The organism is Qipengyuania nanhaisediminis (assembly GCF_900115585.1).
Taxonomy (GTDB): domain Bacteria; phylum Pseudomonadota; class Alphaproteobacteria; order Sphingomonadales; family Sphingomonadaceae; genus Qipengyuania; species Qipengyuania nanhaisediminis.
Genome location: NZ_FOWZ01000004.1, coordinates 180376 through 196189 on the forward strand (window position 1 = coordinate 180376; position 15814 = coordinate 196189).

11 protein-coding genes are annotated in these 15814 nt (G+C 59.5%); 4 read left to right on the forward strand and 7 right to left on the reverse strand.

The features are described 5' to 3' along the window. Positions 1–4: 4 nt before the first annotated feature. From BM173_RS12235 to BM173_RS12250, 4 genes are read right to left on the reverse strand one after another with little or no spacing between them, the layout of a single operon-like run. Complete coding sequence (locus tag BM173_RS12235) at positions 5–652, reverse strand: class I SAM-dependent methyltransferase (RefSeq protein WP_177201898.1); 648 nt, start codon at positions 650–652, stop codon at positions 5–7. Continuing rightward, positions 639–1049 (reverse strand): GtrA family protein, encoded by a 411-nt coding sequence (locus BM173_RS14905; protein WP_090482190.1) that lies wholly within the window; start codon positions 1047–1049, stop codon positions 639–641. The genes BM173_RS12235 and BM173_RS14905 overlap by 14 nt, the downstream gene beginning before the upstream one ends. Then, positions 1046–2074 (reverse strand): glycosyltransferase family 2 protein, encoded by a 1029-nt coding sequence (locus BM173_RS12245; RefSeq protein ID WP_090482193.1) that lies wholly within the window; start codon positions 2072–2074, stop codon positions 1046–1048. The genes BM173_RS14905 and BM173_RS12245 overlap by 4 nt, the downstream gene beginning before the upstream one ends. A 56-nt stretch (positions 2075–2130) precedes the next feature. Further along, complete coding sequence (locus tag BM173_RS12250) at positions 2131–3828, reverse strand: hypothetical protein (protein ID WP_090482196.1); 1698 nt, start codon at positions 3826–3828, stop codon at positions 2131–2133. A 167-nt stretch (positions 3829–3995) separates the two neighbouring features. Here BM173_RS12250 and BM173_RS12255 point away from each other — a divergent pair, with 167 nt between their 5' ends. The 3 genes from BM173_RS12255 (at position 3996) to BM173_RS12265 (ending at position 9203) form a co-directional block, all read left to right on the forward strand. Continuing rightward, positions 3996–4895, forward strand: a complete 900-nt coding sequence (locus BM173_RS12255) for a DMT family transporter (RefSeq protein WP_090482199.1) — start codon at positions 3996–3998, stop codon at positions 4893–4895. Between the two features lie 55 nt (positions 4896–4950). Beyond that, positions 4951–6774: a glutamine--fructose-6-phosphate transaminase (isomerizing) gene (gene glmS / locus BM173_RS12260; protein ID WP_090482201.1), complete on the forward strand. Its 1824-nt coding sequence runs from the start codon at positions 4951–4953 to the stop codon at positions 6772–6774. 74 nt (positions 6775–6848) lie between these two features. Further along, entirely contained in the window at positions 6849–9203 is a 2355-nt protein-coding gene (locus BM173_RS12265; RefSeq protein ID WP_245755883.1) for a putative bifunctional diguanylate cyclase/phosphodiesterase, read from the forward strand. On the opposite strand, the gene purQ is transcribed toward BM173_RS12265, so the two are convergent. The 3 genes from purQ to BM173_RS12280 form a co-directional block, all read right to left on the reverse strand. Next, positions 9204–9881 (reverse strand): phosphoribosylformylglycinamidine synthase subunit PurQ, encoded by a 678-nt coding sequence (gene purQ / locus BM173_RS12270; protein WP_090482204.1) that lies wholly within the window; start codon positions 9879–9881, stop codon positions 9204–9206. Next, the gene (purS, locus tag BM173_RS12275) at positions 9881–10114 is read right to left on the reverse strand and encodes a phosphoribosylformylglycinamidine synthase subunit PurS (protein WP_090482207.1); all 234 of its coding nucleotides are present in this window, start codon (positions 10112–10114) and stop codon (positions 9881–9883) included. Before purS ends, purQ begins: the two co-directional genes overlap by 1 nt. Positions 10115–10242: 128 nt before the next feature. Next, the gene (locus tag BM173_RS12280; protein ID WP_090482210.1) at positions 10243–13152 is read right to left on the reverse strand and encodes a M16 family metallopeptidase; all 2910 of its coding nucleotides are present in this window, start codon (positions 13150–13152) and stop codon (positions 10243–10245) included. Positions 13153–13541: 389 nt separating this feature from the next. Between BM173_RS12280 and BM173_RS12285 the strand changes: the two genes are divergently transcribed. Further along, complete coding sequence (locus BM173_RS12285) at positions 13542–15776, forward strand: TonB-dependent receptor (protein WP_090482779.1); 2235 nt, start codon at positions 13542–13544, stop codon at positions 15774–15776. Positions 15777–15814 lie beyond the last annotated feature (38 nt).

The following is a 15814-nucleotide window of genomic DNA, read 5'->3' on the forward strand; positions in this document are numbered from 1 at the left end:
GGCGCTATTGCCGCTCAAAGCGCATGGTCTGTTCGAGTCGGTTCGGGAAAAGCAGCGCCATCAATCCGGATCGGTAATTACCAGAACTTCGTTCGGAAATACGATAACCACCTTGTGTCGCTAATTCCGACCAATCCTCTTCTGAGAGATACCAAGCCTCTATCTGCCCTTTGAACGGTATGTTGCCGATGGCATCAAGTACCGTAAGCTTTTTGTGGTCGAGCCAAGTGCATGCAACGTGATCTTTGACGTAAACTGGACCGGAAACGACGCGGCGGATTTCTCTCATCAGAGCGGGCCGCACTTCGCGAGGAATGTGATGCATCACATTATTGATGGTAGCAGCCTCAAATGCGTTATCCGGGAAAGGCAGATGAGTTCCGTCATAGACCTGACGTTCAATCGAAAGTGTCGGGAAATAGCGATCAACGACATCGACGCTCACGACTTCGTCTGTCGGAAGAAACTTTTGAACCGCTTCTGCAATAATTCCGGTCCCTCCGCCGATGTCGAGTACTCTTGCATGATGGTCGTGCCACACACCTAGTAAGCTATTGAGCATTTCCGCTTGATAGACAGGCAAACGCTTCGAATAGAGATTGGTGTGTTGGGCGAACAATTCTGAAAGATTGGAAGCGCTAAGATCGCTCACGGAAAATTCCCTGCTTATCAAAAGCAAAGGAGGCATTCCCGATCGCCCATTTGCTTGAGAAGAAGTTGTATACGACGAGTATCAACGTCGAAGCCGGCGCTGCAAGCATCATTGGTTGTTTCAAAAAATCATAAAAAAACCAAATTGTTAAGAGCGAGATTGGATAGTTAAGGGAATTCGTAAGCCCGTATAGAAAGAAAGATCGACGCGACCTCTTTTTCTTAAAAGTGAAGCGAGAATGAAGTCCGTAACCAATAATTAGACAGATCACGAAAGATAAAGTTATAGAAACTGTGAAGTGTAAGCTTACCTTCTCACCAGCTAATAGAATGCACCAATGTAGAATGACGCAAAGGCCCGAGATGAGGCTGTATGGTGCTAGCAATCTCCCGATCATGGCATCAACCTAGTCTCGCGAGCTTCACAAGTCGCCCCAACCCCCGGCAATTCCAAATAACGAAGCCGTTTGGCCTCGTTCCTCCCGCGCGTGACTGTATCCAGGATAAGTCCCCCGAACAGGCTGAGGAATGCGAGGATCATGAGGCCGGTCGCCAGAACGGCCGATGGTAGCTGCGGTACAGTTCCCGAGCGGAAGAACTCGATCACCACTGGTGTCCCGACCAGGATCGAAAGGAGCAGCAAGGCAACGAAGGACAGGCCAAAGAGGTAGAGAGGCCTTTCCTGCCGCAGCATTACCATGATGGTCGTCAATATCCTGATACCGTCGGGGATGGTGCGCAGCTTGCTGGCAGACCCCAGCGGACGCTCACGGTAGTCGGTCCTGATTTCCGCTGCCGGCATCTCGAGCTGGAGGGAATGGACGGTCAGCTCGGTCTCGATCTCGAAGCCACGGGACATTTGCGGAAAGGATTTCACAAAGCGCCGGGACATCACACGATATCCGCTCAGCATATCGTCAAAGCCGTTCCCAAACGCGAATTTTACCAATGAAGTAAGCATCCAGTTGCCGAATTTGTGCGCCGGCGGATAGGCCATGTCGCCTATCTCTTCGCGCGCTCCCACCACCAGGTCGAGACCGTCCTCGACCAGTCGGCCGATCAAGCGGGGTGCGGCCGAGGCATCATAGGTATCGTCTGCGTCGCACATGACGAAGATATCCGCCTCGATATCGGCAAACATGCGGCGCACGACATGGCCTTTTCCCTGACGAATTTCGCTACGCACGATCGCGCCTGCTTCACGCGCGAGGCGGATGCTCTCGTCCGAGCTATTATTGTCGTAAAGGTATATCCGGGCCTGGGGTAGGTGCGTCCTGAAATCAGAAATCACCTTCGAGATGGTGGCGGCTTCGTTGTAGCAAGGCAGGATAACGGCAACCTCGAGTGCCTCCGCGCTCGTGGCGACACGCGACGAAAGGGTATCGTCCTTCTTAAGCCGGCCGTGTCCAAGTTCCAAAATCATCGCCCCCGATCGGATCGCTTCACCTTACTGTACATCGGTCCGCCAAAGATAGCAGGCTAGCGAACTATGCACCCGCTCTCTTGCGCTGCCATGGTTAATTTGTCGTTATCCAGAGCCCCATCTTCCAAGGCCGGCAGCGAGTAATAGGAGCGAATGTTATCAAAAAAGGGCTCTTTGACGAAGATCATGTCCGGTCCCTCTGCGCAAAGGTCAGACAAAGTGGTCGTAGCTAGACGCTCCTCCACGAGGCGGATCGGACGATTTTGGAGAAAGGGTTCGTTGATCACCAGGTCGACGGCGAAAGGGGCGGCATCGCCGCTGATGACGACATAATCGCTATCGAGCTTGTCGAGCGCATGCGAGGCTCTCGCATAGGGGGCATGGAATGCATTCGCAAAATAGAGTTGGGCCGGGATCAGAAGAACGAAAGTGCCGATGGACGTGCGCTTGAAGAGCGAGGACCACCGATCCCTTGATGCTCCGATCCGGTCCCACCCGTGAACGGCGAGCAGGATCGCACTTCCGATAAGGCCATGGAGATAGCGGTATCCAAATCCGTGACCTTGGTAAGGAAGGATGATCGTCATGACGGCGATGGTTAGGATGATCCCTGTAGCAAGGCTGGCGAACAATGCGCTCCTGAACGCCCCGCGCAACCCCAAGATCAGCAACGGCAGGAGGAGAAGGTGCTGCCACGTCACGAAACGGAGCAGGTTAGCAATCATCTCGAGCAGGCCTGCCGGACGACCATTATCAAGTGCACTTCGTAGCCGCGTCAGATAGCTTTGCTGATCCCCGGGCAGCGGCATGCCAGTGAGCTCGATCGTGACAGACGGCCAGTACGCCCAGAATGCTCCGAACACGGCGTATGCGACAAAATAGAGCGCGGCTCTTTGCCAGTCTTTCGTCAGCAACAGCGTAGCGAGAATGGGCGCGGCGAACATTGGATGGAAGATTGGCTGGTGCAGGCCGACCGCCAGAAAGCCAACAATCAGCGCAGCGACATCACACGAAGTCCGTCGCTCGAGAAAAAGCGATAACCAAACCAAGTTCAGTGTCAGGTGGAGCGACATCGCGTAGGTCGTCATTCCGTTGATGAGGACCTGTCCGGACCCGAGATAGAGCAGCAAAGCGATCCACCGGTACGCTCCCTGATCCGGCCAGATTTTCCTGACACATGCGTCCAATGCCAACGCACCCACCGCTACGGCGAGGGGACCCACTAACTGCGATGCTCCGACCAGATCGAAAATTCCGCGAATTGCTGCGTTGATCGGTAGATAGCCGGAAACCCAAGCGCTCCGATCAGCTACCGGCAGCATGAAGTCCGTATTCAACGCCTCAGCCTGATGAGGCCAGGGTTCGCTAAGCATGGCTGCCAACTGACCCGAGCGAAAAATGGCAGCGTCGAAAGTCGCCATCTGCTCATCACGGCTCATGTCGTAGTCAAGCAGGATCAGGTGGCGCCCAACCAAAACTACGATAGCGACCGCAATGGCGGCGATCCAAATTTTTCGAGGACTGAGCTCTTCTGCGTTTTGATTGTTTAAGCGTAACAGGGACGCCGAAACCACTGCCGTTGCGAGCAGAGCCAGAAAGACGTCCTGTTTTATCAGGTAGACGAAAGCCAAGCTCGCGTAGCCGCCGCCGACGAACGAAAGTATCGCAACAAGAGCCAAGCAAATTGCGGCCGTGAAAAGGATGGGGCCCAAACCGCGTTCAATTATCTCTCTCTCGAAAGGCAGGATGGACATTTATGTCCTTCCCTCGAATCGAAGTGATTTTGCCACTTGTTACGCTCCGCCCGCATCTCAAAGGGCCCAAATGATTTCGGCCAGTTTTGAGCTATAGCGGATAGCCTAGCCAAGGCTGATGTGCTGGGCTAGTTGGCCTACCTAAGTTTCCCAAGGCAATTCCATCCATGCACCAATCCGAACGTAGCGGCATCCTGCTCGCCCTGTGCGGTTTCGCGCTGCTCAGCGTCGGGGATGCGGTGATCAAGACGATGGCTGGGGAATGGTCGCCGCTCGCGGTTGCGAGTGTGCGGTTTGCGATCGGGGCGACGGGGCTTTCCGCCTTGCTGGCTTTGAGCGAGGGGCCGAAGGCGTTCCGGCCGGCCAATCCTAGGCTCCAGTTCGCCAGAGGTGTGTGCCTCGCGGCTGCCTCGCTGATGTTCTTCTCGGCGATTTTCGTGATGCCGCTGGCGACAGCCATGGCGCTGGCATTCGTTTCGCCCGTGATCGTCGCGGTTCTGTCCGGGCCCTTGCTCGGCGAGAAAGTCCGCCCGGCAGTCTGGGTGGCTTCGGCCGTCGCGCTAATCGGGGTGGCGCTTGTCCTGCGGCCTAATCTGTCGGCGCTCGGCCTTGTTGCTCTGCTGCCGCTGGCGTCCGCTTTCTTTTTCGCGCTCATGGTCATCGCCAATCGCGCCAGTGCCGGGCAGGGGAGCGCCCTGTCGATGCAGGTGTTCATGCAGGTTGGTGCGATGCCGGTCCTGCTTCTGGCGGCCTTTGGGGGACACTTTTCCGGTGTCGAAGCACTCGAGGTCACGATGCCGGACTGGACGGTCATTGCCCGCTGCGCGGTCGTTGCCGTGACTGCCAGCAGCGCGCATTGGCTGGCTTATATGGGCACTCAGCGCGCTGGCGCTTCGACGATTGCGCCGACGACCTACGTTCAGATGCTGGTTGCTACCAGCCTCGGCTGGTGGTGGTTCGGCGATGTGCCCGACCTGATGACGCTTGTGGGCGCGGCGGTCATCATTGGCGCGGGATTGATCCTGTGGTGGAGCACGCCGCGCGGCCCCTCCGCCAACAGCCGTTGATCACTCGTCAAAAACGACTAAGTCACCACCGCATCTTTCTTTTGGAGCTGTTTGTATGTGCGGAATTATCGGGATCGTCGGCAAGGAACCGGTTGCGGAGCGACTGGTCGACGGCCTGAAGCGGATGGAATACCGCGGTTACGACAGCGCCGGTATCTGCACCATCCATGATGGAGCCCTCATCCGTCGCCGCGCAGAAGGCAAATTGTCCAATCTCGTCAATGTCTTGGCAGACGACCCTGCCGCAGGCGAAGTAGGCATTGCCCATACGCGCTGGGCCACGCACGGCGCACCCACGGCCAAGAACGCCCATCCGCATGCTACCGATCACGTGGCGCTGGTGCACAATGGCATCATCGAGAACTTCAAGGAATTGAAGGCCGAACTGATCGCGGACGGTCGCACGCTTGAGAGCGATACAGACAGCGAGGTGGTTGCTCACCTCGTTTCGCGCCGGGTCGAAAACGGCGAAACCCCTAGCGAGGCAGTAGCCAGTGTCCTGCCGCGCCTGCGCGGTGCGTTCGCGCTTGCCATCGCATTCCGCGATCATCCCGACATGCTGATCGGCGCGCGTCGCGGTTCGCCGCTGGTGGTGGGTTATGGTGACGGAGAAACCTATATCGGGTCGGATGCTCTCGCTCTGGCGCCGTTGACGCAGCAGATTACCTATCTTGAAGAAGGCGATTGGGTCGTCGTGACGCGCGACGGTTCCGAGATCCACGACGAGGACGGCAACAAGGTCGAGCGGGAGGTTAAGACCTCCGGTGCGTCCGCTGCTTCGGTAGAGAAGGGCAATTACCGCCACTTCATGCAAAAAGAGATCTTCGAACAGCCGACCGTGGTCGCGCAGACGCTCAGTTCGTACCTGCGCCAGTCCGACAACTCGGTCGCGCTTCCCCAGTTCGATTTCGATATTTCTTCGATCCGCCGCGTCACGATTGTCGCGTGCGGGACGTCCTATTACGCCGGCATGGTCGCGAAATACTGGTTCGAGCAATTTGCGCGCGTGCCGGTCGATATCGACGTTGCGAGCGAATTTCGATACCGCGAGCCCGTCCTGGAAGACAACGGCCTGTCGTTGTTCATTTCCCAGAGCGGCGAAACCGCCGACACGCTGGCCGCCTTGCGCCATTGCAAGGAACAGGGCCAAACCATCGCCGCCGTCGTGAATGTACCGACTAGTTCCATGGCCCGTGAAGCCGATCTCTTGTTGCCCACGCATGCTGGGCCGGAAATCGGCGTCGCGTCGACGAAGGCGTTCACGTGCCAATTGGCAGTTCTCGCCGCGCTTGCCGCGCACATGGCTGTGACCAAAGGCTTCATGAACCGCCAGGAAGAGCAGGAGGTCGTGGAGCATCTGCTCGAGGCGCCGGCGTGCCTCAACGCTGCACTCGACCACGACGACGATATTGCGTCGATGGCCCATTTGATCGCCCCGGCGCGCGATGTCCTTTATCTCGGCCGTGGACCCGATTTTCCGATGGCCCTCGAAGGCGCGCTGAAACTCAAGGAAATTAGCTACATCCATGCAGAAGGCTACGCCAGCGGAGAGATGAAGCACGGTCCGATCGCGCTGATCGACGACGAAGTTCCGGTCATCGTCTTGGCCCCGTCAGGCCCGCTGTTCGAGAAAACGGTTTCGAACATGGAAGAGGTCCGCGCCCGCGGCGGCCAGATCGTGCTCATCTCCGATGCCGAAGGGCTGGAAGAGGCGGGTGAAGGCTGCATGGCCACGATCGAAATGCCGAAGGTGCATCCGCTGATCGCGCCCCTCGTGTACGCCGTTCCGGTTCAATTGCTTGCCTACCACGTGGCTTGCGTCAAAGGCACGGACGTCGACCAGCCCCGCAACCTCGCCAAGTCCGTGACGGTCGAGTAGAACCTCGAAACGAGAAAATTCTTTTCCGGCTTAGGTTTACGCGCGGCTAACCTTTCAAGGTTAATCGTGCGGGTGTGAGCCAGACGACAGAGAATCAAACGATCAACGCAGAGGACCTGACCGCGCGTCAGGTGCTTGGCATGTCGAGCGTGGAAGGCTCTGACTGGTCTCGCATTCATGGCCATCAATATTCGCTCGTAGCGCGCCGTGCTTTCGTGCGTGCGCTGTTCCATGCGATCGCATTCGCTCTGGTTACCTACGCCGTATATTCGGCGGTTCCATCGGTTATCCTCGTCGCCTGGGGTTGCGCGCTTGCTCTTAGCATCGCTCACTCTTTCATCCTCGATCGCAAGCTCAGGGTCGCAGAGGCAGGTCGCTTCGACCCAGAGAACGTGCGCGCACATGCCATGTCCTCGGCGAACAAGGGCGCAGTCTGGTCCTTGGGGATCGTGGCCTTGGGCGCATTGGGGGCGGCTGGCGAGCTGATTACCATCTGGATCATCCTGTGCTTCCTGGTCGTGTCGACCGTGACGAGCCGCTACAGCGTGCCGCTCAGCACGATAACCTTCCTCCTCGCAGCATCGGTCGGGCCGCTTCTGGTGGCCTTGATGAACGGCGACGGACTGCTCGCGGCGATGATCGGGCTTACCATGCTGATCGGCACGCTCGGCACCTTCGAAATGGCGCGGATGCGGGTGGGCGCGCGCCTGTCCGAACTGGTCATGCAGGAAAAGAGCGAAGTGGTCTCCATGCTGCTGCGTGAGTTCGAGGAAGGCGAAGCTGACTGGCTTTGGCACATCGATACAGCGCGAAAGCTGCGCAATGTCAGCCCCAGGCTCGCATTTGCGCTCGGCAGCACGCCAGCGGCTGTCGAAGGCCAGTATTTCCTCAAACTGATTTCGGGCGACAATTGGGAAGCAGGGAATTTCCCCGCCAGCCTGCGCGACTTCTCCGAGAAGATTAAACAGCGCGAAAGCTTCTCCAACCTGACCGTCAGCGTCGTCATCAATGGCGAGCGGCGATACTGGGAAATCTCCGGCACCCCGGTCCTGGACGAAAAGGGTGTCTGGCGCGGCTTCCGCGGGGTCGGGTCCGACGTCACGGTCAAGCATGAGAGCAGCGAGAAGATTGCGTATCTGGCGCGTTACGACACGCTGACCCAGCTTCCGAACCGCTTGATGCTCAACGAGACCCTGCGGGACGCCCTGTCGTATGCGGAAAAGTGGCGTTCGCGCTGCGCATTCCTGATGATCGACCTGGACCGCTTCAAGGCGGTCAACGATTCGCTCGGCCATTTGATCGGCGACAAGATGCTGGCCGAGGTGGCGGGCAGGCTCGCGCCGCTCATGGATGAAGGTGAAACCTGCGGTCGTCTGGGCGGGGACGAATTCGCAATCGTCGTCCGCGACGCATCCGACAGACGCCGCATCGATACGCTTGCCAAGACGGTGATCGCGGCGCTCTCTGCACCCTACCATGTCGAGAACCATGTGCTTTACGTCGGTGCCAGCGTCGGTTCGGCGCTTGGGCCGCGCGATGGGAAGACGGTCGAGGAATTGCTCCGCAATGCCGACCTCGCCCTCTACCGGGCCAAGGATGAGGGTGGCGGCATTCACTGCGAATACCAGCCCGAACTCCACGCCATTGCCGAAGAGAAGCGGCAGCTCGAGTTTTCGCTGCGCAGCGCGCTCGAAAACGAGGAGATGGAGGTCCACTACCAGCCCGTCGTCGATGCGACGAGCGAGGATGTGGTCAGCTTCGAAGCGTTGCTTCGCTGGAACAGCAAGGTGCACGGGTTCGTCAGCCCCGCCAAATTCATTCCGTTGGCCGAGGACACCCGGCTGATCGTCCCGATAGGCACCTGGGTTCTGAATGAGGCCTGCCGCGAGGCTGCAAACCACTGGCCATCGCATGTGAAGGTGAACGTGAACGTTTCGCCCGAACAATTGCTCGAGCCCGATTTCGTCGGAACGGTCGTAAGGGCTCTGTCACACAGTGGGCTGTCCGCAGAACGGCTCGAGCTTGAAGTGACCGAAAGCATTTTCCTGCGGGACGCGGGGGTTGTGAGAAAGGCGCTCGAACAGTGCCTGGCGCTGGGCTGCTCGGTCGCGCTGGATGACTTCGGAACAGGCTATTCCTCGCTCGGTTACATCCGCAAGATGCAGTTCACGACCATCAAGGTCGATCGCATGTTCGTCCAGGGAGCGGCGCAGAACAGCCCCGAGAGCCTCGCCATCATTCGTGCTGTCGTCGCCATGGCCGACAGTCTCGATATGACCACCACCGCAGAAGGCGTGGAGAATGAAGAGGAAGCGGAACTGATCCGCCGCCTGGGATGCACCAAGATCCAGGGATACCACTTTGGCCGGCCAATGCCGGTTGCCGAGGTGCGCAAGATTTTCGCCCGGGACGAAGCCCGGTCGGCGTGATCAGGCGTTCGCGAGCGAGCGGATAGCCGATTCGAACAAGGCCAGTCCGTCAGTCCCGCCGTGGGCGGCATCTACCGCGCGTTCGGGGTGGGGCATCATGCCGAGCACATTGCCCGCAGCATTCAGCACGCCAGCGATATCGCGCTGAGACCCGTTGCAATTTTCCATGTAGCGAAATGCAACGCGGCCATCGCCTTCGATCCGGTCGAGAGTTTCGTTATCGGCGAAGAAGTTTCCGTCGTGATGGGCGACGGGGATGCTGATTTCCTGTCCGGCATCATAGCCGGACGTGAAGATCGACTGCGTGTTTTCGACCTTCAGGCCGACATTGCGGCAGATGAAGGTCTGGCCTGCGTTGCGCATGAGCGCTCCGGGCAGGAGCCGCGCTTCGGTGAGCACCTGAAACCCGTTGCAAACGCCAAGCACGGGCACGCCGCGTTCGGCAGCACGCACTATCTCGCGCATGATGGGGCTGTTTGCAGCCATTGCGCCGGAACGCAGGTAGTCGCCGTAGGAAAAGCCGCCCGGCAGGGCGATGAAGTCCAGCCCCTCGGGGAGCTGCGCATCGCCGTGCCACACACGGACCGGTGCGGAGCCGGACACCTGTTCGATGGCAACCGCCATGTCGCGGTCGCAATTTGATCCGGGAAACGTGACGACAGCTGCGCGGAAGGCCATCAGTCGAGCTTCTCGATGCGGTAGTTTTCGATCACCGTGTTGGCGAGAAGCTTTTCACACATTTCGGTGAGTGCCTCGTCGCTTGTGTCATCGGCTACGTCGAGGTCGATCGTGCGACCGATCCGGGCGCTTTCGACGCCGGAGAAGCCGAGCCCCTCGAGCGCGTGGTGAACCGCACGGCCTTGCGGGTCGAGAACACCGGGCTTGAGGCTGACAAGGACGCGGACTTTCATGGGCAGTGCCTTTGATCGCAAGGAATGGAAATCTTGCGCGCGCCTATGCCGTGCCCCGGCCAGCGAAGCAAGTCGCCGACCGGGGTTTCGGGCAGATTATCGGGGCGGATTATGGCCCCGGCCTGTCGTCATTCGGCCGGCTTCGGGACGATGGCGATCTCAAGCGCCTGGTCTGCATCGAGATAACGCTGCGCAAAGGCGCGGATATCTGCCGGTGTGACTGAACGAAGGATCGATTCGTATGTGCGCACCCGGTCCAGGCGATCGCTTTCCAGCTGCGCCGCTTCGAGCGAGCCGAGCCAATAGCCATTCTCGCGCTTGTCTTTCGCCAGCTTCTCGAGTTGCGGATTGCGAGCCCGGGCGAGAAGATCGTCATCGACAGGAGTAGCGCGCATTTCTCCCGCAATCTGGGAGATCGTTTCGAAGACCAGGTCTTGGTTTTCCGGGGCGACGATTGCTGCAGCGATCAGATATCCGAAGTCGTCGAAGGTATCCGACATCTCCAGCCCGGCAACCGGCGTGTAGGTCGCCCCGAGCTCTTCGCGCAGCGTTTCGAGCAGGCGAAGGCGAAGCGCTTCGGCGGCCAGCGTCCCGACCACTTCTTCCCTGAAATCTCCGTCATCGGTGGTGGGCCAGTAGACCTGAACCATGCCCTGATCGGCCGCGCCGGAGTGATAAAGAGTCCGCTTGGTGCGATCCTGCGCAAACTTCACCAACCGCGCGCTAGCAAAGTTATTCAGCTCCATCGGACGTTCCGGCAGGGCACCGAAAGTCTGCGCCACGGCATCGATAATCGCTTGCTCGTCGATGTCACCGACCACGGTGATCTCGATCGGGGAGTTTGCGAGGTTAGGCGAAACTGCAGCACGCAGATCGGCAAGAGTGGTGCCGAGCAGGACGTCTTCGCTTTTCGCACCGAACCGCATGTCACCATTGGCGATGATACGGGGCACTGCAGAGCCTGCTACCGCCTGCGGGTTAGCATCGAGACGAGCGATATAAGGCGGGATCAGCGCTTTCCATTGCGCTTCGGCTTCTTGGCGATAACCCGGAGCGGTGAGGAAAGCCGCAGCGGTCTGCATCTGGATCAGGAAATCCTCTGCCTTTGTCGAACCGGGAACATGGAAATGGTCGTTGGCGACAAACATGCCCGTCCGCACATTGCGGCCGGCAAAGATCCGCTGCAGTTCATCGAGGTCATGCGCTTCAAGCGCCGCGGTCGACGAAATCGCGTTCAGCATCGTGGATGCAGCAGGCTCTGCTTCGCCGAATGCAAGCTCACCCGACCCGATCCGGACATGGAAGAGAATTTCCTTGTCCTTGAAATCGGTCTTCTTGAGGTTGAGCATGACGTTGTTGTCGAACCGCAGCTCACGATAACCGAGGTCTTCGACCATCCGGTCGGCAACTACCGATCCAGGCGCGCCGAAATCGTCATAGGCGAAAGCAGCCGTAACTGTCTCTTCGGGAGCCGCGACCGCAACCTGTGAGGAGGCATTGTAGGCCGCGAGTATCGCTTCCTCGCCACCCTCGATGTCCTGTTTGCTGGCAATGTGGATCAGCGGCGCAGAGCCGGTGAAGGTTTCACGGAAGGCTTCGTGGACTTTCTCCGGAGTGAGATCTGCACGCACGCTTTCGAACACTGCGAGCCGCGTTTCCGGCAAGGCGAAAATGCGCTCGTCCCTGACCGTCGCGAGGATACCGTCTGCCAAAGCCTGGCTGGGGCGCGTGCCTTGGCGCTCGGCGCCGTTGCGAAGACTGGTCTCGAGATTGTTCAGTGCCTCGTCGAGTTCGCTCTGCGTAAAGCCGTGCAAGGTCGCGCGGCGGATTTCCTGTTCGGCGGTTGCAAGTGCCTCGCGCCATTGGCCGTCCTTGGCGACCAGCTGGATGTTCGATTGCGTGGCTCTGTCGAAGAAGTCGGAGGTCGCCAGACGGCCTCCCAGAATCGATCCTTCCGGGTCACGAGCCAGGGTCTGAAGGCGGCGATTGACCACCATGGCTGCCAGTTGCAGCTGCAGAGCCTTGCGGCCCTGGGCCACGGTGCTGAGCTTGCGCTCGTACGGCGCGAAACGGTCGATCTGGACGATGTAATTCACTGCCGGATCCACGAAGTAACCGGCCTGGGCGGGACGATCGAAATCGATAGCGCCGCGCTCGGTTTCGGTCAGCGAAGCGGCGGGCTTCTCCCAATCGGAGAAGCGTTCGCGCACCATGGCCTCAATGCTCTCGGGTTCGACATCGCCGACCACGATAAGCGTCGCATTGTCGGGCCGGTAAAAACGCTCGTAGATGCCGCGCAGTTCTTCGGCGGTGATGGACGCGGTGACTGCGCTTTCGGTCGGGTGACTGATGTTGGTCGCGAACGGCGTGCCCGGTGCGATGAACTTCTGATAGTCCATAAAAAGCCGCCGGTTGAAGGTGTTGCGGGTCTGGATTTCGGATTGGAGGATGCCGCGCTCGCGATTGACCGCTTCGGGGTCGAAGGTCAATTCCGAGCCGACTTCGCGCATCAGCATCAGGCCGGTGCCGATCAGTTCGGCGTCGTTGCGCGGCAGGCTCAGCTTGTAGGTAGTGTCCTCGAAAAAGGTGCTTGCGTTGGTATCCGCGCCGAATTTGAGGCCTTCGCGCTCGAGTAGTTTAACCATCTCGCCTTCGGGAATGTTCGTCGAACCGTTGAATGCCATGTGTTCGATGAAGTGGGCAGCGTTGAATTGGCCTTCCTTCTCGTCGATCCAGCCAATGTCGAAATTCATGCGCAGCACGACTTCGTCCTGCGGCGTTTCATTGCGCAGGATCGCGTATTTCATTCCGTTGTCGAGAATGCCGTACCGCACGGCCGGATCGGCCGGCACATCGTACACCGGGAAGTTCCAGCCCGTCAGCCCGGTCCGCGCGGGAAGGCCCAATTCCACGCTGGATGCGGTTGCCGTGGTCGAAGCGACAGGGGCCGTGGTGTCGGAGTACGTGGTGCATCCAGCCAGCGTCAGCGCGATAAGCGGCGTGGCGACCAGAATCTTGCGAATGGAAGAATTTTTCATAGTGCGTCCCTGTTTTTCCGCCGCACCAAGCGGCAGTCCCGACGCCAACTGTAACCAGTCGTCTTCAAATCAGAAGTCCCCGTTCCAGCGAATTCTATTGAATTTCGTGGAAACGCGACAAACGGCTGAATAACATCTACGAACTGCTGGACTACAAAAGTAATTGTCCGACGAGATGCTGTATTGTCCTGGTATGGCACCGCGTCGCATAACGCTTTCTCGCTTGCGAACTGTCTGTCACCGCAATGCAACATGGCGCTGAAACCCGCAGGCATCTGCGCTTTTGCGACTCCAATTCGCTCCCGCATGGGCTAATGGCGCCCGGTCAATTCCCTTTCTCCATCCCACCAACCCGCGCCGGCAAGCGCTGGGCCAAAAGGATCATCCCCATGATTGACCGCTCCCTTACTCTCCGCCTTCTCTCTGCCAGCACGCTGGCCTTCGCATTCGCGCAGCCCGCTCTGGCGCAGGACGTCGACAGCTCCGACACCGAAGCAACCGGTGCCGAAGAGGCCGATAACGGCCAGCTCGACATGATCGTCGTCACCGCCAACCGCCGCGAGGAAAACCTGCAGCAGGTGCCTGTGTCCGCCGCCACCCTGTCGGCCGACGCGACCCGCAGCATCTTCGACGCCGGTGCCGATATCACCGCGCTGTCGGCCCATGTCCCGGGCCTGTTCGTCGAAAGCTCCAACGGCCGTGCGGCGCCGCGTTTCTATATCCGTGGTCTCGGCAACACCGATTTTGACCTTGCAGCTTCGCAGCCCGTTTCGGTCGTCATGGACGATGTCGTCCATGAAAACGTAACGCTCAAGAGCTTCCCGATCTTCGACGTCGAGCGCGTCGAAGTGCTCCGCGGCCCGCAGGGCACGCTGTTCGGCCGCAACACGCCGGCCGGCATCGTCAAGATCGACACCGTGAAGCCGGGCGACGATTTCGCAGTGACCGGCTCGGCCAGCTACGGCAGCTTCGGCTCGGTAGCCATCGATGGCGGCGTGACCATTCCGGTCGCCCCTGGTCTCGCCTCGGTCCGCCTGTCGGGCATGTGGCAGCAGCGTGACAACTGGGTCGACAACGGCTTTACCGGTGAAGAGGACGTATACGGTGCCTACACCGACATCGCAGGCCGCGCGCAGATCCTGCTTACGCCGAGCGATCGCCTGTCGATCCTGGGCAGTTACTCGATTCGCGACCTTGACGGCACCTCGACGCTGTTCCGCGCCAACATCCTCGGCCCCGGCGACAACGATCTCAACGAGAATTACGACCGCGACACCGTGTTCTACGATGCTGGCGCCGGTAACCAGGCGCAGTACAAGGCCGAGATCATCACCGGTAAGGTCGATTACGAAGCAGACTTCGCCACCTTCACCTCGATCACCAGCTGGGCTGACAGCGAAGGTTCCAGCCGCGGCGACATCGATGGCGGTTTCGGTGCAGCATTCCTGCCGGTTTCGGGCCCGGGCTTCATCCCGTTCCCGTCCGATACGCAGGATTCGATCGAACTCGACCAGTTCACGCAGGAAGTCCGTCTCGCCAGCAATGGCGGCGGCGCTCTCAACTGGCAGGTCGGCGGTTTCTACTTCGACAGCGACTTCGACGTGACGACGGTCGGGTTCGACTTCCCGCCTTCCGTTACGGTCAACCACACCAACGAAAGCTGGGCGGTATTCGGCCAGGTTACCTCGCAGCTGACCGACACGATCAAGCTGACCGGCGGCCTGCGTTACACCGAAGACGACAAGGCGTTCTTCGTGCGTGATGCGGCCGATCCGCAGGCTCGCGAAGTGTCCGACGAGCGTCTCAGCTGGGACCTGGCGGCGTTCGTGGACCTCACTGCCGATGCGAGCGTCTATGCCCGCGTTGCAAGCGGTTTCCGCGCCCCGACGATCCAGGGCCGCGACGTGGCATTCTTCGCTCCGCCGTCGATCGCGACGAGCGAGAAGATCATGAGCTACGAAGTCGGCTTCAAGTCGGAACTGGCCGATCGCCGCGTGCGCCTGAACGGTGCTGCGTACTTCTACAACATCGAAGACCCGCAGTTCTCTGCGGTCGGCGGTGCCGGAAACCTGGTGCAGCTGGTCAATGCGGCAGACGGTCGCGGCTGGGGCTTCGAACTGGACAGCGCGTTCCAGATCACCCCGAACTTCCTCGTGACGGCCGGTGCCAGTTACAACAACACCGAAATCCGCGACGAGAACCTGGCAGTCGGCATTTGTGCGCAGTGCACCGTGCTCGACCCGATCGTGAACCTGTCGGGCACCGACCGTGCGCTGGTGGACGGCAACCCGTTCCCCAACGCGCCCGAATGGATTGCCGATCTGACCGCGCGCTATGCGTTCCCGCTGGGCAATGTCGGCGAACTCTTCGCCTACACCGACTGGACGTATCAGGGTGAAACCAGCTTCTTCCTCTACGACAGCGCGGAATATGTCGTCGACAACCAGATCGAAGGCGGTCTGCGCGTCGGTTATGCCAAGCAGGACGGCACGTTCGAAGTGGCTCTCTTCGCCCGCAACATCACCGATGCGGACAATGTGAAGGGCGGTATCGACTTCAACAACAACACCGCGTTCGTGAACGATCCGCGCGTGATTGGCCTGTCGGTTCGTTTCGACTACTGAGCGACGCGATAAGCGATGGAATTGGGGCCGGGAGGGAT

Bases quoted from the DNA above. Each gene is read 5' to 3' on its own strand.
- BM173_RS12245 (WP_090482193.1), bottom strand. From the start codon at position 2,074: ATGATTTTGGAACTTGGACACGGCCGGCTTAAGAAGGACGATACCCTT.
- BM173_RS12250 (WP_090482196.1), bottom strand. From the start codon at position 3,828: ATGTCCATCCTGCCTTTCGAGAGAGAGATAATTGAACGCGGTTTGGGC.
- BM173_RS12255 (WP_090482199.1), top strand. From the start codon at position 3,996: ATGCACCAATCCGAACGTAGCGGCATCCTGCTCGCCCTGTGCGGTTTC.
- BM173_RS12280 (WP_090482210.1), bottom strand. From the start codon at position 13,152: ATGAAAAATTCTTCCATTCGCAAGATTCTGGTCGCCACGCCGCTTATC.
- BM173_RS12285 (WP_090482779.1), top strand. From the start codon at position 13,542: ATGATTGACCGCTCCCTTACTCTCCGCCTTCTCTCTGCCAGCACGCTG.
- purQ (WP_090482204.1), bottom strand. From the start codon at position 9,881: ATGGCCTTCCGCGCAGCTGTCGTCACGTTTCCCGGATCAAATTGCGAC.
- BM173_RS14905 (WP_090482190.1), bottom strand. From the start codon at position 1,049: ATGATCGGGAGATTGCTAGCACCATACAGCCTCATCTCGGGCCTTTGC.
- glmS (WP_090482201.1), top strand. From the start codon at position 4,951: ATGTGCGGAATTATCGGGATCGTCGGCAAGGAACCGGTTGCGGAGCGA.
- purS (WP_090482207.1), bottom strand. From the start codon at position 10,114: ATGAAAGTCCGCGTCCTTGTCAGCCTCAAGCCCGGTGTTCTCGACCCG.